23 protein-coding genes, 1 tRNA gene and 1 pseudogene are annotated in these 25,414 nt (G+C 59.6%); 14 read left to right on the top strand and 11 right to left on the bottom strand.

Annotated elements, in window-relative coordinates:
* Positions 1-86: 86 nt before the first annotated feature.
* The 6 genes from ACIX8_RS10640 to mpl all read left to right on the top strand — a co-directional run bounded on the left by ACIX8_RS10640 (position 87) and on the right by mpl (position 6,819).
* On the top strand, positions 87-1,013 hold the full coding sequence (locus ACIX8_RS10640) for a PfkB family carbohydrate kinase (protein ID WP_014265345.1): 927 nt from the start codon (positions 87-89) through the stop codon (positions 1,011-1,013).
* A complete protein-coding gene (locus tag ACIX8_RS10645) occupies positions 1,010-2,731 on the top strand; it encodes a hypothetical protein (RefSeq protein WP_014265346.1) in 1,722 nt (573 codons plus the stop codon). Before ACIX8_RS10640 ends, ACIX8_RS10645 begins: the two co-directional genes overlap by 4 nt.
* Positions 2,732-2,800: 69 nt before the next feature.
* Positions 2,801-3,577 carry an MgtC/SapB family protein gene (locus tag ACIX8_RS10650; protein WP_014265347.1) on the top strand — a complete coding sequence of 259 codons (777 nt, stop codon included), beginning with the start codon at positions 2,801-2,803 and terminating at the stop codon, positions 3,575-3,577.
* Entirely contained in the window at positions 3,574-4,389 is an 816-nt protein-coding gene (gene dapF, locus ACIX8_RS10655; protein WP_014265348.1) for a diaminopimelate epimerase, read from the top strand. Before ACIX8_RS10650 ends, dapF begins: the two co-directional genes overlap by 4 nt.
* A gap of 55 nt (positions 4,390-4,444) precedes the next feature.
* Entirely contained in the window at positions 4,445-5,338 is an 894-nt protein-coding gene (locus ACIX8_RS10660; protein ID WP_014265349.1) for a S66 peptidase family protein, read from the top strand.
* A gap of 2 nt (positions 5,339-5,340) precedes the next feature.
* Entirely contained in the window at positions 5,341-6,819 is a 1,479-nt protein-coding gene (mpl, locus tag ACIX8_RS10665) for a UDP-N-acetylmuramate:L-alanyl-gamma-D-glutamyl-meso-diaminopimelate ligase (protein ID WP_014265350.1), read from the top strand.
* Here mpl and ACIX8_RS10670 read toward each other — a convergent pair.
* Positions 6,816-7,475 carry a leucine-rich repeat domain-containing protein gene (locus ACIX8_RS10670; RefSeq protein ID WP_014265351.1) on the bottom strand — a complete coding sequence of 220 codons (660 nt, stop codon included), beginning with the start codon at positions 7,473-7,475 and terminating at the stop codon, positions 6,816-6,818. The two genes, mpl and ACIX8_RS10670, sit on opposite strands and share 4 nt — an antisense overlap.
* Before the next feature lie 116 nt (positions 7,476-7,591).
* On the opposite strand from ACIX8_RS10670, the gene ACIX8_RS10675 reads away from it, so the two are divergent.
* Positions 7,592-8,278, top strand: coding sequence for a lysophospholipid acyltransferase family protein (locus ACIX8_RS10675; protein ID WP_014265352.1), 687 nt, complete (start codon positions 7,592-7,594; stop codon positions 8,276-8,278).
* A 37-nt stretch (positions 8,279-8,315) separates the two neighbouring features.
* Here the strand turns inward: ACIX8_RS10675 and ACIX8_RS10680 are convergent, their stop codons facing one another.
* The 9 genes from ACIX8_RS10680 to murQ form a co-directional block, all read right to left on the bottom strand.
* Positions 8,316-9,014 carry an SPOR domain-containing protein gene (locus ACIX8_RS10680; RefSeq protein WP_014265353.1) on the bottom strand — a complete coding sequence of 233 codons (699 nt, stop codon included), beginning with the start codon at positions 9,012-9,014 and terminating at the stop codon, positions 8,316-8,318.
* Between the two features lie 23 nt (positions 9,015-9,037).
* A complete protein-coding gene (locus ACIX8_RS10685; protein WP_014265354.1) occupies positions 9,038-9,712 on the bottom strand; it encodes a hypothetical protein in 675 nt (224 codons plus the stop codon).
* A complete protein-coding gene (locus ACIX8_RS10690) occupies positions 9,709-10,197 on the bottom strand; it encodes an NfeD family protein (protein WP_044176546.1) in 489 nt (162 codons plus the stop codon). Before ACIX8_RS10690 ends, ACIX8_RS10685 begins: the two co-directional genes overlap by 4 nt.
* A gap of 62 nt (positions 10,198-10,259) precedes the next feature.
* A complete protein-coding gene (locus ACIX8_RS10695) occupies positions 10,260-11,882 on the bottom strand; it encodes a tetratricopeptide repeat protein (protein ID WP_014265355.1) in 1,623 nt (540 codons plus the stop codon).
* A gap of 8 nt (positions 11,883-11,890) precedes the next feature.
* Positions 11,891-12,436: a Uma2 family endonuclease gene (locus ACIX8_RS10700; protein WP_014265356.1), complete on the bottom strand. Its 546-nt coding sequence runs from the start codon at positions 12,434-12,436 to the stop codon at positions 11,891-11,893.
* Between the two features lie 44 nt (positions 12,437-12,480).
* Positions 12,481-13,761, bottom strand: a complete 1,281-nt coding sequence (gene murA / locus ACIX8_RS10705; RefSeq protein WP_014265357.1) for a UDP-N-acetylglucosamine 1-carboxyvinyltransferase — start codon at positions 13,759-13,761, stop codon at positions 12,481-12,483.
* 78 nt (positions 13,762-13,839) lie between these two features.
* The gene (locus tag ACIX8_RS10710; RefSeq protein WP_014265358.1) at positions 13,840-15,936 is read right to left on the bottom strand and encodes a pyrroloquinoline quinone-dependent dehydrogenase; all 2,097 of its coding nucleotides are present in this window, start codon (positions 15,934-15,936) and stop codon (positions 13,840-13,842) included.
* A 72-nt stretch (positions 15,937-16,008) separates the two neighbouring features.
* The gene (locus ACIX8_RS10715) at positions 16,009-16,443 is read right to left on the bottom strand and encodes a hypothetical protein (RefSeq protein ID WP_014265359.1); all 435 of its coding nucleotides are present in this window, start codon (positions 16,441-16,443) and stop codon (positions 16,009-16,011) included.
* A 361-nt stretch (positions 16,444-16,804) separates the two neighbouring features.
* Positions 16,805-17,731, bottom strand: coding sequence for an N-acetylmuramic acid 6-phosphate etherase (murQ, locus tag ACIX8_RS10720; protein ID WP_014265360.1), 927 nt, complete (start codon positions 17,729-17,731; stop codon positions 16,805-16,807).
* Between the two features lie 150 nt (positions 17,732-17,881).
* Between murQ and purH the strand changes: the two genes are divergently transcribed.
* The 4 genes from purH to ACIX8_RS10740 all read left to right on the top strand — a co-directional run bounded on the left by purH (position 17,882) and on the right by ACIX8_RS10740 (position 23,065).
* The gene (gene purH / locus ACIX8_RS10725) at positions 17,882-19,459 is read left to right on the top strand and encodes a bifunctional phosphoribosylaminoimidazolecarboxamide formyltransferase/IMP cyclohydrolase (protein ID WP_014265361.1); all 1,578 of its coding nucleotides are present in this window, start codon (positions 17,882-17,884) and stop codon (positions 19,457-19,459) included.
* A 151-nt stretch (positions 19,460-19,610) separates the two neighbouring features.
* Positions 19,611-21,701: a tetratricopeptide repeat protein gene (locus tag ACIX8_RS10730; protein ID WP_014265362.1), complete on the top strand. Its 2,091-nt coding sequence runs from the start codon at positions 19,611-19,613 to the stop codon at positions 21,699-21,701.
* 25 nt (positions 21,702-21,726) lie between these two features.
* A complete protein-coding gene (dgt, locus tag ACIX8_RS10735; RefSeq protein WP_014265363.1) occupies positions 21,727-22,896 on the top strand; it encodes a dGTP triphosphohydrolase in 1,170 nt (389 codons plus the stop codon).
* Between the two features lie 94 nt (positions 22,897-22,990).
* A tRNA-Glu gene (locus ACIX8_RS10740) sits at positions 22,991-23,065 on the top strand.
* Positions 23,066-23,187: 122 nt separating this feature from the next.
* Here ACIX8_RS10740 and ACIX8_RS10745 read toward each other — a convergent pair.
* Positions 23,188-24,333 carry a tyrosine-type recombinase/integrase gene (locus ACIX8_RS10745; RefSeq protein WP_014265364.1) on the bottom strand — a complete coding sequence of 382 codons (1,146 nt, stop codon included), beginning with the start codon at positions 24,331-24,333 and terminating at the stop codon, positions 23,188-23,190.
* A gap of 129 nt (positions 24,334-24,462) precedes the next feature.
* Between ACIX8_RS10745 and ACIX8_RS26530 the strand changes: the two are divergent.
* The 3 genes and pseudogenes from ACIX8_RS26530 to ACIX8_RS26535 form a co-directional block, all read left to right on the top strand.
* A pseudogene (locus tag ACIX8_RS26530) lies at positions 24,463-24,714 on the top strand (NAD(P)-binding domain-containing protein); the annotation flags it as partial.
* A 73-nt stretch (positions 24,715-24,787) separates the two neighbouring features.
* Positions 24,788-25,009: a hypothetical protein gene (locus tag ACIX8_RS26175; RefSeq protein WP_044176551.1), complete on the top strand. Its 222-nt coding sequence runs from the start codon at positions 24,788-24,790 to the stop codon at positions 25,007-25,009.
* Between the two features lie 114 nt (positions 25,010-25,123).
* Entirely contained in the window at positions 25,124-25,288 is a 165-nt protein-coding gene (locus tag ACIX8_RS26535) for a YbhB/YbcL family Raf kinase inhibitor-like protein (protein ID WP_223295512.1), read from the top strand.
* Positions 25,289-25,414 lie beyond the last annotated feature (126 nt).

Raw genomic sequence — 25,414 nt, forward strand, 5'->3', positions numbered from 1 at the left:
GGAATTTGAACAGCTAAGAGCCATGAGGGATTGAGCGAAGAGGGATACTTTTCGCTGGGATTGCATGGTGATTTGAGGGAGAAGATTTGGCGATTCTAGTTGTAGGTTCGGTGGCGTTCGATTCTCTGGAGACGCCCAGCGGCAAGCGCGAGCGGGTACTGGGCGGTGCGGCGACGCACTTTGCCTTGGCGGCAAGTTTCTTTACCGATGTGCGTGTCGTCGGCGTGGTGGGGGAAGACTTTCTTCCTGCGCACGAGGCGGTGTTGACGTCCAAGGGCGTGGATACGACGGGCATCGAGCGCGCTCCAGGTTTGAGCTTTCACTGGACGGGCAGTTATGTGAAGGACCTGAATGCAGCGGATACGCTGGCGACGGACCTGAATGTATTTGCGGAGTTCTCGCCGAAGATTCCGACGAGCTACGAGGATTCGGACTATCTCTTTCTCGCGAACATCGATCCTGTGCTGCAGGCACAGGTGCGGTCGCAGATGCCCCGTGTGAAGATGGTGGCGGGCGACACGATGAACTACTGGATCGGAGCCCATCGCGAGAATCTGTTGAAGGTGCTGCGCGAGCTGGATGTCCTGCTGATCAATGATGGCGAAGCTCGGATGCTGAGCGGAGAGTCGAATGGGCTGCGTGCGGCCGAGAAGATCATGGAGCTGGGGCCGAAGTCGTTGATCGTAAAGCATGGAGAGTATGGCGCAACCGCCTACTTCAGCGCTCGGAGCTTTGGTGATGGCGTAGCGCGGCGGCCCTTCCGTTCGCCGACGATGCCGCTGGGCGAGGTGATGGATCCGACCGGCGCAGGCGACTCGTTTGCGGGCGGGTTCTACGGTTATATCGCTTCGCAGAAGACGTTGACGCCGGAGGTATTTCGCACGGCGATGTTCTATGGCAGCGTCATGGGTTCATTCGCCGTGGAGCAGTTCGGTACGGAGCGTCTGCAGAAGACGACAAAAGCTGAGATCGAAGAGCGCTTCGCGCACTTGAAGGAGATATCTCACCTGTGAAGAGAGCCCGTCGAGAGCCGTTTGCAAGGAAGATAGAGCGGCGGCGATTTTGGCTGGAACAGGCGCCCGGATATAACCCCGAGGCGGTGCAGCCGGTCGTTCGCGGGGAGACGTATGCCCTGTTTACGACGGGAATCATCTTGGGTTTCTTCGCGCTGATGGTTTGCTATGCGAAGGGCTATCTGCTGCTCTATGGCGATGCTGTCGCGCACCTGGGAATTGCGCGGCGGATCGTAGACGCGCGCTATCCGGGCCTGGCGCAGTTGGGCGGTGTTTGGCTGCCGTTGCCGCATCTGCTGATGCTGCCGTTCATCGGCAAGATGTCGATGTGGCAGAGCGGCATGGCTGCGGTGCCGATGTCGGTCCTGAGCTATGCGGCCAGCGTTGCGGGCATGTGGCGGCTGGGCCGCCGGATGCTGCGTCCGCGCTGGGCGCTGGTGGCAACGGCGTTCTACGCCCTCAATCCGAACCTGCTGTACCTTGCTACGACCGCGATGACCGAGACGGTGTTTCTTGGGCTGCTGGTGTGGACCGTCGTGGTAACGATGGAGGGTATCGCGGCTTTGCGTGCGGGGCAGGTGGGGGTGGCTCGCATCCGCATGGTGGTGGCAGGACTGCTGATCCTGGGGCAGGTGTTTACACGCTACGATGGCTGGATCGTTGGCTCAGCCGTATGGTGCTGGTTTGCGGTTGCGGTCTGGCGCAGCGAGGAATCGCTTCGGCAGCGTGTGATGCCGGTGTTCCTGGTCTTTACTGCAATGTGCGTTGCGGGGCCGCTGGCCTGGTTCTGGTACAACCATCACTTCGAGCATGACTGGCTAGACTTCCTGCGTGGGCCGTACTCGGCGAAACAGATTGAACGCAGGACCGCGCCTCCGGGGCAGCACTATCGCGGCTGGCATAACGTCGGCTGGGCAGCGCTGTTTTATACGCGCACGGCACAGATCGATGCTGCGGCATGGGAGACGGGATTTGGGCTGATGCTGGCCGCGATCTATGGTCTCTGGCTGACTTGGAAGAGGCGTGCGACTGCGGAAGCCCGGAGCTTGGCGGAGTCCGTTGCTCTGCTGCTGTGGGTGCCGCTGCCGTTTTATATTTACTCGGTTGCCTACGGTTCGGTGCCGATCTTCATTCCTCAGCTCTGGCCGCACTCCTATTACAACGCTCGCTATGGCATGGAGATGTTGCCCGCGCTGAGCCTTTATGCGGTGCTGGCGGCGGAGAGGCTGGATGTGTGGCTGCACACGAAGACCGAAGGAAAGCTGAAAACCAGTGCACAGCTCTGGCAGCCTGTGGCGTTGCTGCTTTGTGCGGTTAATTGCGCCGTGATGGTCTATCGCATCCCCCCGGTGCTCAAAGAGGGCATTGTGAATGCGACGACACGTGTCCCGTTTGAAAAGCAACTGGCGATCGTGATCGAAGAGCTGCCTCCGGATGTCCCCATCATGATGTCGACCTCGGCGCATATCGGCGTCGTTCAGGTTGCTGGACGGACACTGCGCAGCATGGTCAGCGAGAACGACAACGACTCCTGGCAGGCGGCGCTGGCCGATCCGGCGGGGAAGGCTGACTACATCTTCGCGATGGAGGGTGATCCGGTGGAAGCGGCGGTGAAAGCGCATCCGCAGGGATTGACCGAGCTTGAGGTGATCTGCACGACAGGCCAGCCCTGCACGAAGGTGTATCACTCGACTGTATGGAGCGCGGGCGCGAAGTAGTTCAACCATCAACGGGACGACTCACACAGGGTACGTCCATCGACGCCGTCAGAGTAGTATCCTGACCCGATGGTAGATCCGAGCCACATCCATTTCTCGACGTTCGAGCAGATGATCCTTTCGGGGGCCGCGACCAAGCGACTGCTGATGGCATGCGCGATGGGCGGCATTGTGGGCATCGAGCGGGAGTGGCGGCACAAGGACTCAGGCCTGCGCACGAACCTGTTGATCTGCATGGGGTCGGCACTGTTCACGATCATGAGCGTGGTGCTGGCAGGGGATTCCACGGCGAACCATGGGCAGGTGGCCGCCAATATCGTGCAGGGCGTTGGGTTCCTGGGCGCGGGTCTGATTCTGCACACGAAGAATCGTGTGCTCGGATTGACGAGTGCCGCGACGGTGTTCGTGGTGGCTGCGATCGGCATGACCTGCGGGGCCGGGCTGTACATCGAGGCCCTGATCGCTACAGTGTTGGTGCTGATCTCGCTGCAGGCTGTGGGTGCGGTGGAGAGCAAGTTGGGATGGAAGCGCTATCCGATGATCTATGAGGTACGCGCGGATGTAGGGTCCGCTTTGCCTCGGGCGATTGTAGGGGAGGATAAAGCCGAGGCACTGGCAGAGGATGTTGCGTCCGCCTTGCATCGGATGCAGCGTGCGATCTTGAAGGTGCTGGACTCGGCAGGACAGCGATTGTCGGTGCTGGAGCGCGATAACGTGGCCGGCATAGAGCGGGTTGCCTTTACGGTCGTGGCGACTCGCCGCACGCACGATCGTCTGCTGAAAGAATTGCGAGCGAGTGATGCGACCGACCAGGTGGCAGTGTTTCGAGATACGGAGGAAGAGTGAGCGGGATTGGGTTTGTGAAGGCGCATGCGTGCGGTAATGATTTTCTGGTGATCGAAGAACGAGAGGCCAAAGGAAAGCATGCATCGATGGCGCAGAAGCTCTGTGCTCGCAATACAGGTATCGGGGCGGACGGCATTGAATTTCTCGACCGTCGAGCAGATGGTTCGTTCTTCCTGCGATTGTTCAATGCGGATGGCAGCGAAGCCGAGTTGAGTGGCAATGGTACGCGCTGTGTTGCGGCATGGCTGGCGGCGAGCGAGGGGCGGCAGGAGGTCGCTCTGGGCACTCACGGAGGGATAAGGACCTGCCGTCTGATTGAACGCAAGGGCGCGGAGTGGTGGATTGAAAGTGCGATGGGTGTGCCTCGCGTGATGCCGAGGGCTATTGAAATTGCAGGCGTCAATGGTGTCATCGAAGGCGCCATGGTGAATGTTGGGAATCCGCACTATGTCATCTTTCCAGATAGCGAAGACTTTAGCAGCCATGGCATGAGCTGGCAGGAACTGGGCGCAAAGATCAGCGTCGATCCTCTGTTCAAGTTTGGAACGAATGTCGAGTTCGTTCGTGTATTGGCACAGGACCAGATTGAGTTTCGTATCTATGAGCGCGGCTGCGGACCCACAACTTCGTCAGGAACGGGGACCTGCGCATCGTCGTCCGCGGCGATGACTCTACGTGCTGTTGCTCGTGAATTAGCGGCTGTGGCGCAGGGTGGGACGCAACGGGTGGTCTGGCGGGACAGTACGAGCGAGATGATGCTTACGGGGCCGGCGGAGATCATCTGCAAGGGCGAAGTGGAGTTTGGCGGGTGAGAGAGATTTTGGTGCTTTCAGTTTCGAGAGTCGAGTTCCGAGCGGCGAGTTTCCTATGCTGTTGAGACAGGGAAGTCGTGTTGCCGTGGTTTCGCCTGCGTCGGCGGCGAAGGCGGAGCTTGTGGAGAGTGGCGTTGAGCGGCTCCGCGGGTTTGGCTATGAGCCGGTGGTGATGCCCCACGCTCTGGCGCGCGGGCCGCTGTACTATGCGGGAACTGCAGAGCAGCGCGTGGCTGATCTGCATGCGGCTTTTGCGGATGCCTCGATTGAGGGAGTTCTCTGTACGCGTGGTGGCTGGGGATCGGCGGAGCTTTTGCCTCTGCTGGATCGTGAACTGATTTGCGCGAATCCCAAGGTGTTTGTGGGATACAGCGACCATACGTCTTTGCATACGTGGTTCTGGAATGAGTGCGGCATGCGCACGTTCTATGCTCCGATGGTTGCGGCGGACTGGTCGAAGGACGACGGTGTGGACGAGCGCACATGGCGTGCCGCGATCGAAGGCCATGGCGCGTGGAACGTGGGTGCAGAGGATGGATTGCGTGTTCTGCGTAACGGCAGTGCTGAAGGGCGGTTACTGGGGGGATGCCTGGCGATCCTCGAAGCAGGGTTGGGAACGCCGTGGTCGTTGAAGCTCGAAGAACCTACCGTGTTGTTCGTGGAAGATATCGGGACCAAGCCGTACCAATGGGACCGGATGCTGCAGCACCTGAAGTTTGCGGGCATGATGAAGAATGTGCGGGGCGTCGTGCTGGGCGATATGAGCGCGAACGTTCAGCCGAACGAGATGGAGTTGCTGGAGGCTGCGTGCGTCCATGCCCTGCGTGATTTTGAGGGCCCCATTACGATCGGCCTGCAAAGCGGCCACGTGTCGACGCGGAACCGTTCTGTTCCGCTAGGAGCCTGGGTCGCGATGAAGGAAGCTGAGATGAAGGAAGTGGCGGGCTGACGATGGCAAAGCATGTGCATTTGATTGGGGTGTGTGGAACGGCGATGGCATCGCTGGCAGGGATGCTGCGGGCGCAGGGACATCGTGTCACGGGTTCGGATATGGCGGCGTATCCGCCGATGAGCGATCAACTGCGGGCGATGGGGATTCCCATCATGGAGCCCTACAGCGAGAAGAATCTCGATCCGAGGCCGGACCTGGTGGTGGTCGGCAATGCGATCTCGCGCGGCAATCCGGAGCTGGAGCGCGTGCTGGATGAGCGGATTCCCATGACGTCGATGGCTGCCTTGATTCACGATGAGTTTCTGCAGGATCGCGAGTCCCTGGTCGTCTGCGGAACGCACGGCAAGACGACCACGACGAGCATGCTGGCGTGGATCTATGAGACGGCAGGGATTAGGGAACAGGGATTAGGGATTAGGGAAGATGGCACTGCAAGATGGACACCTTCGTTTTTGATCGGAGGTGTGGCGGAGAACTTTGGCACGAGCTTCAGGGTTCAAGAAGGCACGCGACCCTTCATCCTTGAAGGCGATGAGTATGACACGGCGTTCTTCGACAAGGGGCCGAAGTTTTTGCACTACTTTCCCGATGCCGCCATCCTGACGCATGTGGAGTTCGATCATGCGGACATCTATACGGACTTGAATGCGGTCAAGACGGCCTTCAAACGCATGGTGAACCTCATCCCTCGGCGCGGGCGGCTGCTGGCTTTCGATGGCAGCGAAAACGTGACCGAGTGTGCGGCGAAGGCCTTCTGCGCAGTGGAACGCTATGGCTTCAAGGAAGATTCGTATTGGCAGGCTGTCGATATGAAGCACGAGGGCGTCGTCACTACCTGGACGCTGCTGCGAGGTGGAGTAGAGTTTGCGAAGCTGCGGCTGCCGATGGCCGGCGAACATAACGCATTGAACGCCACGGCTGCAGCTGCGCTGGCCGCAGGGCAGGGGATTCCTGTGGAGGCAATCGTCGAAGCGCTGGCTACCTTTAAGAGTGTGAAGCGGCGGCTCGAGGTGCGGGCCGAGGTGGCTGGTGTGACGGTGATTGACGACTTTGCGCATCATCCGACTGCCATTCGCGAAACCTTGCGGGCGCTGAAGAGCGCCTATGCCGGGCGGCGATTGTGGGCTGTGCTCGAACCGCGTTCCAATACGCTACGTCGCAACGTCTTCGAGCGTGAGCTGGTTGAGAGTCTCTCTCTGGCGGATGAAGTGGTGCTGGCGGGAGTCTTCAAGAGCGATGCGATTCCGGTGTTGGAGCGACTGGAGCCGGAGCATGTTGTTGACGCGTTGAACGCGAGACAGGTTCCTGCAGTGCTGTGTGCCGATGCCGATGCGATTGTGGCGGAGATTACGCCGCGAGTGCGCGCCGGAGATGTGGTGGCGATTCTGTCGAACGGTGGTTTTGGCGGGATTTATACCAAGTTGCCTCAGGCGCTGGAGAAGCTGCCGAAGGCTGTCGTAGCGGGGACGCTGCTCTAGTAGTAAACGGCGCAGCCTCGCGCTTCCAGTGTGGCGATCCACTCTGGAAACACGAAGTCGTTGACCCAGCGGAGATCGAGTTTCTCCAGTCGCGGCAGTTCAGCGATCGAGGCGGGCAGATGCTCAATCGGGTTTCCACGGAGATCGAGTTGGCGGAGTTCGCGTAGCGCCGAGATTGCGTCAGGCAGCCTGGTCAGCTTGTTGTTCCTGAGGTGAAGCTCGCGCAGTTGGGAGAGCTGCCCAAACGACTCAGGCAGTGAGGCAATGGCATTGTCTGTGACCCGGAGTTCGATGAGGCTTGCCATGCTGCTGATGCATTCAGGGAACGTCCCGAAGGCGTTGTTGCTGATGTTCAAGTAGCGCAGCCGCGTCAGCCCTGCGAATGCAGCTGGCAGCGAGGCGAGACGATTGTCGTGCAGGTAAAGAAAGTCGGCCAGGTGAGGCAGCTGCCCGAGGGATGCGGGAACCTGTGTGAGCTGGTTGTGACCCAGATCAATCATGCGGAGCTCTTGGAGCTGTCCGATCTGCTCAGGGATCGAAGAGAGGTCGTTGTCGGCGAGGATCAGGGCTTCAAGTTCGCGTTGCTCCCAGACGTACTCGGGCACGGATCCGAGGTGCTTCTTCCAGAGGTTCAGCGTCTTCGCGATATCTCTCAAGGATTCATCCTAATTGCTCTTTTATGACCGATGAGAGGGGACAAGCATAAGAGAGAAGTTGAATCGGTCCACTGGAGAGCACGATATCCTAAAGGAACATGTTTGCTGCTCTTCGGATGTTGTTTGTGTTCGTAACTTTAGGCGTGCCGGCCGCGCTGGTGGGGATTCCGTGGTCAGCCCTGCGGGGTAACTTCCGCGCCATGTACCGGTGGGGAATGGGAACGGCCCGTTTGGGCATACGCGCAGCGGGAATTCGTGTGCGTATCGAGGGACTGGAAAATATCCCGCAAGGCCGCTCCTGCATCTTCATGAGCAATCATGTATCGAACCTCGACGCGCCGGTATTGCTGCCCTCTATTCCGGGCATGGCCAGTGTGTTTCTGAAGAAGGAACTGATGCGCATCCCCCTGTTGGGAACGGCGATGCGCATGGGAAAGTATGTTCCGGTGTCGCGTGGGCACTCTCGTGAAGAGGCCCGCAAGAGCGTAGAAGCTGCAGCAGACGCGTTGCGTTCAGGCATGCACATCTTCGTGTTTCCTGAGGGGACGCGATCGCCGGATGGAAAGCTGTTGCCCTTCAAAAAAGGCGCGTTTTTTCTGGCGGCGGAGACCGGGGCACCCATGGTTCCGATCGTGATTCGTGGAACCGAACGCATGATGAGCAAAGGCAGCTTGAAGGTTATCCCCGGCGAGGTAGTTGTGCGATTTCTTCCGGTGATGGAGCCTGAGGACTTCGCCACACGCGAAGAGTTGATGGCTGCTGTGCGCGGGGAGATGGAACGGGTGCTGGCGCAGGGGATCTGATTCAGCTTCGAGCAACGGGGAGTTGAGCGGCGAGGGGTTACTTGACGATGGCGTTGTAGCCGTCGGCGAGCAGACGTTGGCGCATGGCGTCTGCATCCTTGTGATTGCTGAAGGGGCCTACCTGAATGTGGATCAGCTTATCCTGGGGCTCGCTATGGGCTGCGACTGTATATCCCTTACGCTGCAGCGCTCCGACCAGCAGACTGGCGTCCTCCTGATGGGAGACGGCGGCTACCTGCACAACGAAGGAGCCTACTGGCGTTGTCGAGGGAGTCGGTGGAGGCGTTGGATGGCTGCTGGAAGCTGACTCGGATACAGGAGCCGGCTTTTTGGTGGGGACGGGTGCCTCGGTCGCAGTTGTCGTAGCCGGGACATGCACGGGCGCGGAGGGCCGTGGGCTGGGTGCTTCCGGCGCATCCTCTGTGTCGTCTGATTCGTTTGTTGCGGCTACCGGTTTAATCGCAGGAGCGTTCGTGTGGCCTGCTGGAGAGCCTGCTGCGGGTTTGAAGGTATTGAATGTGGTCGAGGAAGCATCGGAGGTATCCGATGTGTCGGACGCGGCGGCGACAGGCGGAGCCGATTTATGGCCCATGTTGTAGCCGAAGGCGAAGAACAGCGCGCACAACAGAGCAAGACCGAAAAAAATACCGAGAACTGAACCTGTACCCAGGGTCAGTTCCCGATGGTTTTGCCGGCCCTGAAGATCGTCATCGTCGTCGTCAAGAAGGTGACTCATGGAAGTATGAAGACTCCGGAAGATCAGAAGCGCATATAAAAGCCGACAGTGGGCTCGGATGTGATGGTGTGCTGCTTGATCGTGTAATAGTTCTGGCCGAAGTCGGGAGCCAGATAGAAGAGTTGGCGGAAGGAAGCGCGCAGGCCGAAGTGGCTGGAGAAGTACTCCTGCTGGATGCCCGCCGAATAGTAGTAGGTGGCACGAGCCTGCGAGGGCAAGCTTTCACCGCCGTGCCGGGTCGGTTTGAACTCTGTCGTACCCAGACCCGCAGAGACAAAGGGTTGAAAGCCGAAGATGTGGTGTGCGGGGGTGACGATGTACCCGAGGGTGTACTCGTTAGCGCCCGTTTGAACGGCGATCGGGGGCTGTGGATACGAGAAGTTCTCGGTATAGCGGGCATAACCGAAGTTGAATTCGAAGCCGACGAGAGGTTTCGCGATATAGCGAATGTTGACCAGAGCGCCGACGGTGTTGGAGGGCTGCTGCGTGAGGAAGCAGGGCTGCCCGGGGGCGCAGTCCGGAGCATCGGGACGAAGAACCGGCCCGGAGACGGTCTTGCTGAAGATGCCAGCGCCACTGATGCCGAGGTCGAGGCGGGAGAGCTGACGGTCGAGCACCGACACCTGCTGAGCGCCGGCGCTGCCGAACGTGGATGCCAATACGGCTGCGGCGAGGAAGAGCGAAACTTTGCGAATCAAGACTTGAGGGCTCCGGGGCGCGAAGTGCGCGCTCGTTCTAAGTCTAAACCCTTGTTGGCTCGGGCGCGGCGGGCTAGACGGGTGAGTAGTGAGGTTCCTGCTCCCAGGATGAGACCGCAGCCCGTGGCAACGGCGACATGGACGTGAGGTCTGACTGCTCCGGCGGTGAGGTGCAGGAAGCCAAAGATCAGGGCAGCGGTTGCTGAAACTGCAAGCAGCAGAGGCGTTTGACGCAGCAGGTCGAGCAACAGCAGGCCCATGGCAATAGCGATAAGGACGACTCCGGAGACGTTTATCGGCGAATGGAGGAGTGCTGCAATTGCCAATAGCGTAATCAGGAGACCTACCGCGCCAGGGAAGATCGTTCCAGGCCGGTTGAGTTCGAGATAGATCAGCAGCAGTCCAAGAGTGAAGCAAAGGATGGCTGTATCCGGAGAGAGTGGAAGCCGGGGAGCGATTGCCATGGCTGTGCTGGCGAAATACAAGGGGATCTCCACTTCGCTACGCTCAGGTCAAATATAAGAAATTCAGTCAGAGCCCTATCCGTTTACGGGATACTTTGACCACGCTGCTGAAGATTCTGGCGCAAGGCCTGCGCGGCGGTGTTGGAGGGCTCAAGGCTCAGCGCTCGCGATACGTCGTCGGCGCAGCCAGCCAGAAGATTGTCTGCGAGATCGAGTCGCGCGAGGACGAGATACGCGGTGGCGCTTGGCTGAATCTTGAGAGATTTGCGAGCCTCATCGCGAGCTTCTGCGGCATTGCCGCTAGCTTCTCGGACCTGGGCGAGGCCGACGTGGGCAGCGGCGCTGTTGGGGTCGGCTGTGAGAGCGGATTGAAACTCGCCTTCCGCTTCCGGCAGCAGGCCCTGGGCCAGATAATCGCGGCCTAGCTGGGTGTACTCGGTCGCCTGCTGGGCTGGAGGAAGCATGGCCATGCGTGCCGCGCGCATCTGGTCAAGCTGGAAGGCGGCCTGGCGGAGACCGGCCTCCGAGTAGTTACGGCGGATGCGCTCGACCGGGCTGAAGGAGTTGGTAGCGCTGTCGGTGAGCTTCGTTCCGGCAGGAACGAGGCTGAGGTGAGCCCGCAGCGATCCGGCTTCGTTGTCGTTCGGCTTGAGCTTCAGGGCGGCGTCGGCTTCTTTGAGCGCGCCGGCGGTGTCTCCACGGCGAAAGAGGGCGATGGCGAGGTTGTAGTGGTAGTCCTCGTCGGAGGGGTCGGCTGTCGAGGCCCTCTGGAAGAATGCCGCACCGTCTTTGCCCTGACGGCTAAGCGCTACGGCCTGATCATTGACTACTTCCGGCAAAGGAAGCCTTGTGGCCACGAAGGCGAAGGCCTGTTCAGCGGCTGCATAGTTGGCGGAGTTGAAGTGGGCCAGTCCGAGATAGAAGTTGGCTTCCAGCGCAAGACGGTCGCTGTGCGGCACCTTCGCCAGGGTCGTTGCGGCGGCAGGGAAGTTGCGTACCGTGTACTGTTCTTTGCCGAGCGCCAAGAGAGCCGCCGCGTAATCGGGCACGATGGCCACCGCTGCCTGCAGTCGCTTGATGCGCTCATCGGCTGCGGGAGCGTTGGTGCCGCGAATGTAGTTCTCGAAGGCGGAGAGTGGGACGGCGCCGGGCGCGGCAATGAAGGTGCCTTCGGCCACATTGAAGTGAGGATCGATGTTCCGCGCGACCTTCCATGCGATGGCGTTTTCGGCGTCGAAGAGCCGATTGAGCGGGGCGCCGTCTTCGATAGGCGCGGTAAGGCTGAGCGCATCGACGGAGAGGACTCGGGCCTGAATGGTGATCTGGTCGTTCGCTATGTTGTAGCTGCCGACGATGACATAGTTCGCGTCAAGCTGTTGTGCGATTTTGATCGTGGTGGCGCGGGAGGGCTTGAAGCCAGCCGGCAGCCCGAGGTGATCGAAGGCGAAGAGCCGGTCATCGTGAGAGATGGTGAGGAAGCCGGCGGAGGTAAGGCGCTTGCTCAGGGTGTCCGGGAAGGAATCGCCGACCCAGTTGAGGGAGGGATTGCCGGAGCGGTTGTCGAAGGGAAGGACAAGAACCACGCGGCCGCCGGCCTGCTGGGACTGTGCTAACGCCGGAGCGGCGAGGGAGGCGAAGATCGCCGTGAGAGCGAGGATCGCCGTGAGAGCGAGGATCAGGGCGAAGGGCTTCGACAAGGACCGCATTAGGTCGATTATAGGCGGTCGGCGGCGACAAATTTCTTGTCGAGTTTCGCAAACGCTTCCGTGAGGTCGACGTGGATAGGGGTCCCGGAGACAGTGAGGTTCGTGAAATCGGCTTCGTGCAGGCCTGTGGCATCGAAGGTATAGGCGATGCGACGGAGCGGATCGATAAGCCAGATGTTTTCTACGCCCATCGAGAGGTAGTCGGCGAGTACTTCCTTTGCACGTGAGATACGGTCTTCAGGCGAGAGAATTTCAATGCAAACGAGGGGCGGAGTGGCTGTGACCTGTTCGCGAGGTGCATCGCTGCGCAGTATGGCTACGTCACAAACCCGAACACGGTCTGATGTAACACGGATGCGTTGTTCTACAACGGGATCCGTACCCCAAGACTCCTCATTGAGGGTGAAAACAAAGTAAAAGAAGCCTTGAATTTTTCCGTGCTCGTATTCGCCCAAGTGGCGCTCCTCGATCTCGCCATCAACGAAATCGGCGTCAGGGTGATAGCTGGTGCGGAGGTACTCGTCGATGGAGAGCAGTGCGGGTGTGGTCGCCATAGGACACCTCTAGAGAAATTATGCGCCGGGGATGGGGCCTTCGGCTACTTTTTGCCGAAGACCTCACCCATGCGTCGAATCTGTGCGCCGACGCCGCGGAGCTTTTCTTCCATGCGCTCGTAGCCGCGATCCATGTGGTATACGCGGTCGAGAATGCTCTCTCCGTCGGCCACCAGCGCAGCCAGGACGAGAGCCGCCGAGGCGCGGAGGTCCGAGCACATGACGGCAGCCGATTGGAGTTGAGCCCCGCCGCGAATGGTGGCGGTGCGTCCGCTGACCGAGATGTTCGCGCCCATGCGGTTCAGTTCGCCGACGTGCATGAAGCGATTCTCGAAGATGTTCTCGGTAACGACCGAGGTGCCTTCTGCCTGGGTCAGCAGCGCCATGAACTGCGCCTGCATGTCGGTGGGGAAGCCGGGGTACTCTTCGGTAGAGATATCGACGGCCTGGAGCTTGCCACCGGAGTGGACGCGCACGTTTTCCTTGCCGATTTCGAGCTTGACGCCACACTGCTCCAGCTTTCCGAGGAGTGCGCCCAGGTGTTCCGGGTTGCAGCAATCGACGTTGAGGTCGCCGCCGGTGATGGCTCCGGCGATGAGGAAGGTTCCGGCCTCAATGCGGTCGGGGTTGATGCGGTGGCGAGCGCCGTGAAGCTTGGCAACGCCCTTGATACGGATCACTGAAGTGCCTGCGCCCTCGATCTGTGCGCCCATGGCATTGAGCAGCGCGGCGAGGTCGGTGACTTCGGGTTCGCGGGCGCAGTTCTCAAAGAGCGATTCGCCCTCGGCAAGCGTGGCGGCCATCAGAAGGTCTTCCGTGCCGGTGACGGTGATCTTGTCGAAGACGATGTGCGTGCCTTTCAATCTGTCGGCACGAGCTTCGAGATAGCCATGCTCCTGCGTGATCGTCGCACCCATGGCTTCGAGGCCCTTGATGTGCAGATCGATCGGGCGTCCGCCAATGGCACAGCCGCCAGGCATTGCGACGCGGGCCATGCCGGTGCGAGCGATGAGCGGACCAAGCACAAGGGAACTCGCGCGCATGGTCTTGACGATCTCGTATTTGGCGACGGGGTCGGAGAGTACGGCGCACTGGATGGACGTACGGTGCTGTGCTCGGCCATAGCCCAGCTCGACCTGCGCTCCCATGCTCTCGAGCAGCTTGCGCTCGGTCTCAATGTCGTGGACCTGCGGGATGTTCTCAAGGATGACCTCATCCTCGGTGAGGATGGCGGCTGCCATGCAGGGAAGCGCGGAGTTCTTCGCGCCGGAGATTTTGATGGTGCCGAGCAGCGGGTTGCCGCCACGGATAACGAACTTGTCCATCTGTACAGTCTACGAAAGGGTGATGAGGAAACGGGTGCCGAAGTTGGTGCAGGGGCAAAAGAGGCCTGGTTGACTGGCTTATTTGTCTAACGCGAAGGCGATCAGGGTATCGTCGCGTTTTTCGTTGAGTCCGGCATGTCCCCCGGCGGCGACGACCAGAAACTGTTTGCCATCCAGGGTATAGGTCATCGGAGTGGCTTGAGCGGGGGCCGGGAGCGAGGTGCTCCATAACTCTTTTCCACTGGAAGAGTCGAAGGCGCGGAGTTTGGCGTCTCGTGTGGCTGCCGCGAAGACGACTCCTCCGGCAGTGACGATGGGGCCACCCAGCGTCAGGGATCCGGTAGGTTGACCTGTGGTGTCGATTCCCAGGGGCGACTGCCAGGCGATGTGACCAGTATTGAGGTTTAGCGCCGTTACGGCTCCCCAGGGCGGCGCCGTGCAGGGATTGCCATCGTGGTCGATGAGCGGCTGGCGTTTCAGCAGGTAGGGAGAGCCGCGTTGCGGAGAGATCTCCGCGCCAAAGTGCGGGATGCCGTACTTCATCGGGAAGAGGCAGACCCATCCGGCGATGGAGGCTACAGCCATGCCTGCGAGTAAGCCACGAAGTCCGGGATTCCAGCGTTTACGGCGCAGGCAAAAGAGAAGAAGCGTGCCTCCGGCCAAATACAGCCAGATGGGCCAGTCGCGAAGGATCGGTTCAATCTCGCGTTGCCATAGAGCAGCGGGAGACCGGCGGTCGACGAGTTGGATCGTAAAGGGAACACGGTTGTTATTAACGTAGAGAATGCCCGTGGCAGGATCGAAGGCAAGCGAACCCCAGTTCACTCCTCCGAGGCTACCTGGATAGAGCAGGGTTCCAGTGAGACTGGGCGGAGTATAGATGCCGCTGTAGCGCAGGGCTGCGAGCTGAGTCCGGCAAAACTGGGTGTTGGCCTCGCTGCGTTGCCAGCCTGTGTTGTTTTGCTCTGGAGGGGCAAGAGGCGCGAGCGGTGGAAGGCTGGAGAAGGGTTGCGTTGGAGAGGTGATCTCACTGGGCACGTCGCTCTGTGGGACTGCACGCTCTTCGACAGGATAGAGCGGCTGTCCTGTGCGTCGATCGAGGACGAAGACTTGACCTGCCTTGGTGGTGATGGCAATCGCCGGCGTTGTGTTGTGGAAGGTGAAGAGAAGCGGCTCTGCGGCTACGTCGTAGTCCCAGAGATTGTGATGGACGGTCTGGAAGGCCCAGACCTTTCGACCGGTGCGGGCATCGAGGGCGATCACGGAGTCGGCATCACGGTTGTCGCCTGGGCGCAGGCCACCGTAGAAGTCGGGCGAGGCGCTGCCGGTGGGTACAAAGATGAGGCCGAGCGCTGGGTCGGCGGAGATGACGCTCCAGGCATTGCCGGCGCCGGTGCGTGGGTGCTGTGCCGCAGCCCAGGGCAGTGGCTCCCAGCTCCAGAGCAGGCGGCCGGTGCGCACATCGTAGCCGCGAACGACGCCGGATTCGACATCGACCTGCTGGTTATCGGCGACAGTCGAGCCTACGACGACGACATCGCCGAGGACGGTTGGGGGCGAGGTCAGACCATAGCCTCCGATGCCGGTGTAATGAACGCCCTCGCGAAGATTGACATCTCCGGAATGCCCAAAGTCCGTGCAGGGCTTGCCGGTAGCGGCATCGAGTGCCAGCAGGCGCGCATCGATGGTGCCTAAGAATACTCGGGTGGAGCAGGGAGCCGTGGACCGGGTGGAATCAGGAGAGGTTGGCCAGAGAGCCACGCCGCGCGAGGTGACGATCATCTCTTCGTGCTCCGGTTTAACGCGTGGGTCATATTGCCAGAGAAGTTTGCCGGTGGTGGCCTCTACAGAGAAGATGACGTCGAAGGGAGAGGTGAAGTAGAGCGCATGGCCACGGAGAAGGGGGGTGGTCTCAAACGAGGCGTCGTTCAGACCTGTGCGCTGGGCGTCGAGCGCGTGGGTATGGAATGTCCAGACAGGATGAAGGTGTGCGAGATTATCGCGGGTGATCTGCGTGGAGCTGGAATAGCGCGTGCCGCCTGCGTCTCCTCCGTAGGTGGGCCAGCCTTCGCCTGCGGGAGTTTGTTGCGCGCAGAGAGTAGACGTCCCGAACAAGATTGCCAGTGAAAGAAACCAGAGTTGGGAGGTGGCTGAGGAACTCGTGCAGCGAGACATGGTTCGAGTGTAAGGGAGCGCAAAAAAGCCTCCGCGAGACTGCTCGTGGAGGCTTCTATTTGAAGGAGTGAGTTATGCGGTTGGCGGCGTGGAGGGCTGCTGTTCCTGGCCGTGGCCCCTGTGTCCGTGGTGCATGGATTTCAACTGCTGGAGCTGATCGGGGGTAAGGACGGTGGCGAGCTGCTGTTCGGCGGCCTCGTGGATCGCCTTCATCTGTTGGTGCATGTCCTGCGGGGCGAGGGTGGTGTCGGCGTGGAGGGCGGTGAGCTTCTGGTCGCGATCTGCCAGGATGGGCTCGACCTTGGCTTGCTGGTCTGCCGTGAGGTTGAGCTGCTTGGCAAGCCTCTTCGTCTCGTGTTGTGGATTCGGCGCGTGATGGTGGTGGTGTGCCGGGGCAGCGGCGGGCTGCTGCGCGTCGGGCGCCGGAACTGTCTGGGGCTGCTGCGCGAAGGCGACTGAGCCGGCGAGTACGAGTGCGAGTGCTGCTGGGAGAAGTGTGCGTTTCATCGAAAGCTCCTTGGCGCGGCGCTGTGGATGAAACGCCGCTTGCTGTTGGAATAAACACGGCTTGAGGGGAATGTTGCGTCGGCTGTTAGAGCTTCGGATGGGGTGATTTTGCCTTTGTCTTTCTGGTTGTCATTCCGAGCGCAGCGAGGAACCTGCTGTCTCCCGCTCTTTGTTCGTACAACCAGAAAACATATGAGCTGAATAAGAAAGGGGTGGGTTTGTGGCGACGGGTAATGTTTGTGTTGACACTGGCGAAAAACGGGAGACAGCAGGTTCCTCGCTGCGCTCGGAATGACAACCAGAAAAACAACGGCGACAACAAGAAAACAAAGACAATGCCAGACGACGCGCGCTTCGACGCTTAGAGCTCGAGCCTGGAATCGTCGATCGCGAGACGAACATTGCCATCGGACTTTTGCAAGCGGCGCACTGCTTCCATCTTGTCGACGTTGGCCTTGAGCATAACGACGGCGATAGGAATCGACTTGCCCGCGGATTTGATCGTGCGGATCGCGGTTTCGCGGTCGATATCGCAGAGCTTCATCAGGACGCGGATACCGCGTTCGACGAGCTTTGCGTTCTTCATGTGAACGTTCACCATCAGGTTGTCGTACACATAGCCGAGCCGGGTCATGGCGCCGGTGGTGATCATGTTCAGGATCATCTTCTGCGCGCTGGAGGCCTTCATGCGGGTGGAGCCGGAGACGATCTCAGGACCGACTTCGGCGCAGATGGTGACGTCAGCAACCTGCGAGAGGTCGGAGTCGGGATTGCAGGTGATGGCTGCGGTCTTGGCTCCGCGTGAGCGGGCGTATTCCGTGGCGCCGATGACGTAAGGGGTGCGTCCGGAGGCTGAGACGCCGATGACGATGTCCTTGCGCGTGGGGCGGCGGCGGGCGATATCGCGCTGGCCCAGCTCGGGCGAGTCTTCGTTGACGTCCGAAGCGCTGGCGAGGGCCTTGGGGCCGCCGGCCATGATGTATTGCACCTGTGAGGGCGCCGTGGAGAACGTCGGGGGACACTCGGAGGCGTCCAGTGCGGCGATGCGTCCGGAAGAGCCGGCACCGACGTAGATCAGCCGTCCGCCATCGCGCAGCGAGCGCGCGACAGTGTCAATCACCATTGCGATCTCGGGCAGGGCTTTTTTTACGGCTGCGGCGACCTTGGTGTCATCGTGGTTGATGATGCGCGCAATATCGATAGCGGATTTCGTATCGAGACCGGTTGACGCGTCATTCGGCTTCTCCGTGGTAAGAGTTTGGAGGTCGGCGGGCATGCGTTGCTGCATTGGCTTCTCGATCAGGGACGGCGAAGACGACATAGTGTGAGTAGCGTTGGATTTACGGTTCTGAAGCATTCTAAATCAAAGCGTGCATGTCTGGCTTGCAGGGGATTAGATGCACTCCATCGCAACACACAGATTAGAATGGTGGACGACATGAGCGATCAGAAAGTTGTACGGCGTGCCCTGCTGTCTGTAACCGACAAAACGGGCTTGGTAGAGTTTGCGAAGACGCTGGCTGGATTTGGCGTTGAATTGGTTTCGACAGGCGGCACGTCTAAGGCGTTGCGCGATGCGGGCCTCACTGTCCTCGATGTGGCCGAGTTGACCGGTTTTCCGGAGATGCTCGATGGCCGCGTGAAGACGCTGCACCCGGTGGTGCATGGGGGCATCCTGCATCGCCGCGGCGACCCGGCGCATGTGCGCGCGGTGGAAGAGCATGGCATTGGGGCGATCGATATGGTCGTCGTCAACTTGTATGCGTTCGAGAAGACGGCTTCGCGCGAGGGCGTCAAATTCGAAGAGATTATCGAGAACATCGACATTGGCGGCCCCTCCATGCTGCGCTCCGCGGCCAAGAACTTTGAGGATGTCGCGGTCGTCACGAGCGTGCAGGATTACGCCTCGTTGACGGAGGAGCTCAAGGCCAACGAAGGCAAGTTGAGCTATAAGACTCGCTGGCAGTTGGCGCGGAAGGCCTTTGCGACGACAGCCGCTTACGATGCGGCGATTGCCACGACCCTGGAGGCGATGCCGGACACCCCGGGCGAATCGGCAAAGACCACGGAACTGCCGGCAACCCTGCGCGTCATCGCTCCTCGCAAGGCTTCGTTGCGCTACGGAGAGAATCCCCACCAGTCTGCGGCGCTGTATGTGGATGGCTCGGGCCTGGGCATTGCCGATGCGGAGCAGTTGCAGGGCAAGGAGCTCAGTTACAACAACCTTGTCGACCTCGACGCCTGCTGGGCGCTGGTGAGCGAGTTTGATGCCTGCGCGGTGGCGATCATCAAGCATACAAACCCCTGTGGTGTGGGGCAGGGAACGACCGTAGAGGAAGCTTATCTTCGCGCCCTGGCTGCCGATCCCGTGTCGGCCTTCGGTGGAGTGATCGGTATTAACCGCACCGTAGACGGCGCAGCGGCGGCAGAGATTGCCAAGCTGTTCGTCGAGGCTGTGGTTGCGCCGGAGTTTACTCCCGAGGCGCTGGCTGCGCTCGGGACGAAGAAGAATCTGCGTGTGCTGCGTATCCAGCCGGCGAGGCCATCGCGGATGATCAAACAGATCTCGGGCGGTTACCTGGTGCAGGACGAAGACAGTGCGATGGTGCAGCCGGATCAACTGACGGTCGCGACCACGCGCAAGCCGACGGAGGAGGAGCTCAAGGCTCTGCTCTTTTCGTGGCGCGTGTGCAAGCACGTCAAGTCGAACGCCATCGTCTATGCACGACTCGATGGAGGCTTTGGGCAGACGGTAGGCGTGGGCGCAGGGCAGATGAGCCGCGTCGATGCCGCGAGGTTTGGCGCCATGAAGGCGGCCCTGCCGCTGCAGGGAACTGTCGCCGCTTCGGACGCCTTTTTCCCCTTCCCGGACGGCCTGGAGTTGATTGCGGAATCAGGCGCTACGGCGGTGATTCAGCCGGGTGGCTCGGTACGCGACCCTGAGGTGATTGCTGCCGCAGACCGGTTAGGGCTGGCGATGGTCCTCACGGGGATGCGCCACTTCCGTCACGGCTGAGAAAAGCCAGGGATTAGGGCACAGGGATTAGGGATTAGCTTCAGGCATTGCTAATCCCTAATCCCTGTGCCCTAATCCCTAGCTTTCAGCATCCAAACCCTGTACAGTGCCGTCTAAGGAATTAGAACGAGCGTTTTCAGGATCTCTGCCCATGAGCCCAGCTTTTCGTACTTCACTTTTGCCTCTCTGCTTTACCGTTGCCTTTGTCTCGTTCGCTGCCACCGGCAGTATGCTCGCGCAGAATGCGACTGCGAACGCGGTTGCCCCCACTTCGACCGATCGTTCTTCCGCGTACTATCACTACGGCCTGGCCAAGATCTACGAAGATGAGGCCTCCGGCAATGGCCGCCAGGACCTCGCGACGCAGGCGATCGAACAGTACAAGCTCGCTCTCGATGCTGATCCCGGCTCGCGTATGCTGCAGGACGGCCTCTCCAACCTCTATTTCAAGCTGGGACGGATTCGTGAAGCCGTTACGGCTGCGCAGGACCAGGTAGCCAAGCACCCGGATGACGCCGATGCCCATATGTTGCTGGGACGGGTCTACCTCCGTTCGCTTGGCGACGGCCAGAGTCCGCAGTCCAGCGATATGTTGCAGATGGCGATCAAGGAGTACGAGAAGATCGCAGAGCTTAAGCCCAACGACCTTGAGACGCATCTGCTCCTGGGCCAGCTCTATGGCCTGAATCACGATTCGGCCAAGGCCGAGGCGCAGTTCAAGGCAGCACAGCAGATCGACGGATCTTCCGAAGAGGTCGTGTTGAGCATGGCCCGGCTCTATTCGGAGCAGGGTGATCTGCAGCGCGCCGCGAAGGTGATCGCCGATGTGTCGGAAGATGACCGGAGCGCCCGCATGGATTTTGCGCTGGCCGGCATTTACGACCAGCTGAAGCAGCCAAAGCAGGCCGTTGCGGCATATCGGGCCACACTCGACCAGGACCCCGACAATACGGATGCGAAGCGCGGATTGGCCAACGCCCTGATCGCCAACGGCGAGACCGATGCCGCGGCAAAGATCTTTGCGGAGATCATCAGCTCCGATCCGCAGGATGCGCAGTCTCTGATTCGGGAGGCCGACATCCAGCGCCAGCAGGGACACTACGAACAGGCTCTGGCGACGCTGAAGAAGGCCGGAGCTTTGGTCTCCAACAACCTCGAGCTCAACTACAACGAGGCGCTGGTCTACGATGCGCTCGGACGTTACGACGAGGCCATCAAGACCCTGAAAGATATGCTCGCTTCGACCGAACAGGCCGACGGCAAGTATGACGACCAGGCCCGGGGCAACCGTGCGTTATTCCTGGAGCGGCTTGCGATCGTCTACCGCGAATCGAATAAGACGCAGGAGGCCGTAGAGGCCTATAAGCAGATCCAAGCGCTGGGCGGCGATTTCCAGGCGCGTGGCGCCGATGGTCTTGTTCAGGCCTATCGAGACGGCCATCAATGGCCTGAGGCCCTGCGCGCTGCGGCCGACGCGGCCAAGGCGATGCCGACGAACCGTGATATTCAACTGACCTATGCCAGCCAGCTGGGAGATGCTGGCAAGCTGGATGAGGCGATCAAGCTGGCCAATGCCCAGTTGAGCGGCAAGACCCCTGGCACGCCGGAAGACCGGATCGTTTATTTCACGATTGCCGATATCTATTCACGGGCGAAGCGCTGGAAGGAAACATCGGCAGCTCTCGACAAGGTGGAAGCCCTTTCTGCGAAGCCTGAAGATAAAGTCTTCCTCTATTCGTACAAGGCCACGATTGCGGACAAGCAGAAGATGTTCGATGAGGCGGAGTCTGAGTACCGCAAGGGGCTGGCGATCGATCCGCAGAGTGCGGCTATCCAGAACGACTACGGATTCATGCTGGCGGACCGCGGCATTCGGCTGGATGAAGCCGTCACCATGCTGAAAAAGGCTGTAGCCTACGATCCTCAGAACGGCGCTTTTCTGGATTCGCTGGCGTGGGCTTACTACAAGCAGGGGCAGTATGCGCTTGCCGAAGACTACGCGCAGAAGGCCGTTGCGCGAGCCGGCAACGATCCAACGGTGCTTGACCATCTAGGCGAGATCTACGCCAAGACCGGTAAGCTGCCGCAGGCGGTGGTCCAGTGGCAGAAGTCTCTGGCGCAATACGCTACCTCGCTTGCGCCTGAGGCCGATCCATCCGATGTCGAAAAGGTGCAGCATAAGCTGGAAGGCGCTCGCGTCAAGCTGGCCCATGCGAACATCACTCCGGAAAATAGCCACTAGGGATTTCCGGCTAAACTAATAAGGAATGATGTTAAACCTGCAAGCTTGTGGCGTCTTCGGCGAGATCGAAGAGCAGTTATCGTCGCGCGCCTTTCCAGCCCCTCCCAGCGATGGCCGCAAGCCGTTCGAGAGGGACCGTGACCGTATCGTGCAGGCGCGCGCGTTTCGTCGCCTGGCAGGGAAGACGCAAGTCTTTACCAGCCGAGCCTCCGACCACTTTCGCAGCCGGCTGACCCATACCATTGAAGTGGCCCAGGTAGCCCGGCAGGTAGCTGCGGCCCTGGGGCTCAACGTTGACCTGGCGGAGACGCTGGCTCTGGTTCATGACATTGGGCATCCGCCCTTTGGGCATGCTGGCGAGCGTGCCCTGGACGAGTGCCTCAAGCGGCATGGACTTCGTTTCGACCACAATCTCCATGCGCTGCGGATCGTCGAGCGGTTCGAGCAGCGTTATGCGGGGCATCGCGGCCTGAATCTTACGTTGGGAGCGCGTGAGGGCATCATCAAGCACTCGCGTGACTACAGCGAAGGCGAGCACCCGGAGCTGGCGGAGTATTTCCTAAGCCAGCGGCCACCGCTGGAGGCCCAGATCATCGACCTCGCGGACGAGATCGCTTACCTGACCGCCGATCTTGACGATGGGGTGGAGTCCGGCCTGCTCGAGGTGCGGCATATTCGCGACCACGTCGGAATCCTGCGCAAGAGCTATGCCGCGGTCCAGCAGGCACACGCCGGAGCGCAGGAGAAATACATCTTCCACGACGCTCTGCAGGCCATGCAGAAGACGCTGGTGCTGGATCTCATTCGTACGACGCGGGAGAATGTGGCGGCCATTGGGGCACAGTCGTTGGCGGATATTCGCAACTCCGACCATCGCCTGGCGGTCTTTTCTCCGCAGGCGGAGGCCGAGCGCCTGGAAGAGAAGCGCTATCTCTACGACACGCTGTACACCTGTCCGGAGCTGGAGCTCGAGCACTCGAAGGCCGCAGAGGTTGTGACGGAGCTGTTCGATTTCTGGGTGAACGAGCCGGAAGAGCTGCCTGAGGCGTATTACGCAGAGGTCGAAAGCGAAGGCCTGGCTCGGGTTGTGGCCGATTACATCGCGGGCATGACCGATAACTTCATCCTGCTGCGGTATGCGGATGTGCGTCGTAAAGTCCGCACCAGTCTTGCTCTCTGGCCTAAACGACACTAGTGTTGGCCTCAGGACTCACAGGGGAGACTTGCCTTTGTCTCCAGGTGTTGTTAGCCTTAAGGAATTGAGCAAAGCGAAGCCTCGCGTTGCATGCGTCCCCGTCGTCCAGTGGTTAGGACATCGCCCTTTCACGGCGGTAACACGGGTTCGAATCCCGTCGGGGACGCCAAATACTCTCAACAACTTACGGGACTTTCGCCTTATATTCGAAGGTGCAAAAAGCCACATTTTGGTGTCCTTTTTGCACCCTCAAACGTGGCTCGCTCCAGCTACGCAGTCCAGATGATCTCGTCATCCCCCTTCGGAATATTCAGGTGAAGTGAAGAGTGAAAGCACCGCTGCTTGAGCAGCGCGCTTGGCCGGGCCGACCGCTTGCGTATAAACATCGAGGGTAGTTCGCAGGGAGGAGTGCCGCATTAACTCCTGCATGACTTTGAATTCAACTCCGAGACTTCTGAGCAGAGTAGCGTAGGTACGTCGAAAGGTGTGCCATCCGATTTGCTTATGGATGCCCAGCTTTTGGGCCGCTGGCTGAATGTACTTTCGTAGAATCACCGGTCCCCAATAGGGCTTTCGGCCATTGTGCAATCGGCTTGCGAATACCCAATCGTCCTGAGTCTTGAAATTGCAATTGGGCCTCCAGGCTAACAAGGCCGCTGCGAGTCGGTGATGCAGCGGAACTGGTCTCTGAGACGACTCTGTTTTGCAGGCGCCTACGACTCCACAAACCATTGATCGAATCACGTTCAGTTCTCCATGTTCGAAATCAACGTCACGCCATTTGAGGCCAAAGATTTCACCTTGTCTCAACCCTGTTGAGGCGGCCAACAGGACCAGCGTGCGTTCGCGCAGGGGAAGGCTCTCAACCAAAAGCTTGATTTCAGAGCCTGTCAACACATCCGGCGTATGCAGCCGTTTCGCTCCTTGACGAACGAACCGGATCGGATTGTGATCGAACAATTCGTGCCGGCAAGCGTGATTAAAGAGAATCGAAAGAATACTTCGCAGCTTGGAGCGTGAGCCGCGAGCGAGATTGAGACTACGCAGCCATGCTTCCACATCCGTGGCCTTAATCTCGTCCAACTTGCGAGAACCCCATTGCGGTCGAATCCATCGACGAATGTAGCCGCGATATGTTTTTATGGTTGCAACGCTTCTCAGGCTGATGCTGGACCGAAATTCCCATTGTTCAAAATGCTCACATAACTGATCGACTGTAATCGCGCCAACATGATCATGAGGGGATCGCGAGTTTACCTCGTAAATCAATGGCAACGTAGCATGGCGTACGGCGGCCTCGTCGGCGTATTGGTCGATAGTTCCGATAACCTGTCTGTGATAAACACGTCGACCATTCAGATCCTTGTCTGACCAGCGGAATTGCCAGACACCCGGACCATTCTTACGAGTCATTTGAATAACGCTACCTCTTTGCATATTCACCTCCTTACTGGAAACGTGCATTGTTGCGCGATTCTAGGGTCCCAGCACCTATTTTTAGATAGCTAGAACACTTCTTTTTGTCGTAACTGACCGACGCGACACTAGCGGGCAGCAGGGCGCGCAAGACCACAAGGTATGCAGATGCGCGCGGTGCAGGTCAGTAGCAGAGAACCGAAAGCTGTCGATGGAACCTTCGCAATCATGGTTGGAGGCAAAGAATCTGTACTCAAGGAAGCGGAGCCGATACTGCTAGCTATGGGCTCTATCGTCACGCTCACAGGACCTATTGGCGCTGGCAAACTGGCCAAAATCAGATCATTGTGGCCTGCAATATCGTCGACATGGGGGAAGCGTTGGGCTGCCCCAAGCGGATAGGGCATAACAAGCTCTCTTCTCCGACCTTGCGAAGCTGGATGCGTGCTCTGCTTCAAGCGGCCAGTAGGCAAAGGTGGACGCACCTGTTGCCTACACCATCGCCACCAAACCGAAGCTGGTACAAATCAGCACAGCGTACACGACGCCGCAGGAGGGAAGTGCCATTGTGCCGCATGGCAAGTACTTCGCCATCGCGCCAGAGAAGCCAAAGGACAAGGGACAGGCGCAACAGCCTCAGTACAAGACCTGCCAATTCACGACGGAGACCATCACCCCGCCGTTCCGGTGCGGCTGATGAAGCGCGATCTGTTGTTTGTGGCGGAGTGTGACAGCGATGCTGAACGAAAACCATCTCACCGCCCTCGCCCGTTAACATGGCATCAAGCCCGCGAAAGAGAACGATATCTTGTTGCACCATTACGTTTTCACCCTTTACGCACTCGATGTGCCTCATCGCGAAGTGAGTGGCGACTCCACTGGCGCTAACGTTCGAGCGGCACTTGACTGCCACATCATCGCAAGAGACACGCTAACCGGGACCTACTCGTTGAATCCGCGTTTACAGAAAAGCTGAGGCCTGAATATCATGGAAGAGACCTTTGCCTTCCATTCTCCAGTAGTGATACTCCATTGAATCCTTCGCGGAGAACATCCATGCAAAGGCCAGCGCGCCCATGAGCGATGCCCCGATGGGGTTTGC

Origin of the sequence: Granulicella mallensis MP5ACTX8 (genome assembly GCF_000178955.2) — a bacterium.
In the GTDB taxonomy this organism is placed as follows: Bacteria; Acidobacteriota; Terriglobia; order Terriglobales; family Acidobacteriaceae; genus Granulicella; species Granulicella mallensis.

Coding starts and splice junctions, on each gene's coding strand:
- ACIX8_RS10650 (WP_014265347.1), top strand. CDS start 2,801: ATGGTAGATCCGAGCCACATCCATTTCTCGACGTTCGAGCAGATGATC.
- ACIX8_RS10660 (WP_014265349.1), top strand. CDS start 4,445: ATGCTGTTGAGACAGGGAAGTCGTGTTGCCGTGGTTTCGCCTGCGTCG.
- mpl (WP_014265350.1), top strand. CDS start 5,341: ATGGCAAAGCATGTGCATTTGATTGGGGTGTGTGGAACGGCGATGGCA.
- ACIX8_RS10675 (WP_014265352.1), top strand. CDS start 7,592: ATGTTGTTTGTGTTCGTAACTTTAGGCGTGCCGGCCGCGCTGGTGGGG.
- ACIX8_RS10680 (WP_014265353.1), bottom strand. CDS start 9,014: ATGAGTCACCTTCTTGACGACGACGATGACGATCTTCAGGGCCGGCAA.
- ACIX8_RS10695 (WP_014265355.1), bottom strand. CDS start 11,882: ATGCGGTCCTTGTCGAAGCCCTTCGCCCTGATCCTCGCTCTCACGGCG.
- ACIX8_RS10700 (WP_014265356.1), bottom strand. CDS start 12,436: ATGGCGACCACACCCGCACTGCTCTCCATCGACGAGTACCTCCGCACC.
- murA (WP_014265357.1), bottom strand. CDS start 13,761: ATGGACAAGTTCGTTATCCGTGGCGGCAACCCGCTGCTCGGCACCATC.
- ACIX8_RS10710 (WP_014265358.1), bottom strand. CDS start 15,936: ATGTCTCGCTGCACGAGTTCCTCAGCCACCTCCCAACTCTGGTTTCTT.
- ACIX8_RS10715 (WP_014265359.1), bottom strand. CDS start 16,443: ATGAAACGCACACTTCTCCCAGCAGCACTCGCACTCGTACTCGCCGGC.
- murQ (WP_014265360.1), bottom strand. CDS start 17,731: ATGCAGCAACGCATGCCCGCCGACCTCCAAACTCTTACCACGGAGAAG.
- purH (WP_014265361.1), top strand. CDS start 17,882: ATGAGCGATCAGAAAGTTGTACGGCGTGCCCTGCTGTCTGTAACCGAC.
- ACIX8_RS10730 (WP_014265362.1), top strand. CDS start 19,611: ATGAGCCCAGCTTTTCGTACTTCACTTTTGCCTCTCTGCTTTACCGTT.
- dgt (WP_014265363.1), top strand. CDS start 21,727: ATGATGTTAAACCTGCAAGCTTGTGGCGTCTTCGGCGAGATCGAAGAG.
- ACIX8_RS10745 (WP_014265364.1), bottom strand. CDS start 24,333: ATGCAAAGAGGTAGCGTTATTCAAATGACTCGTAAGAATGGTCCGGGT.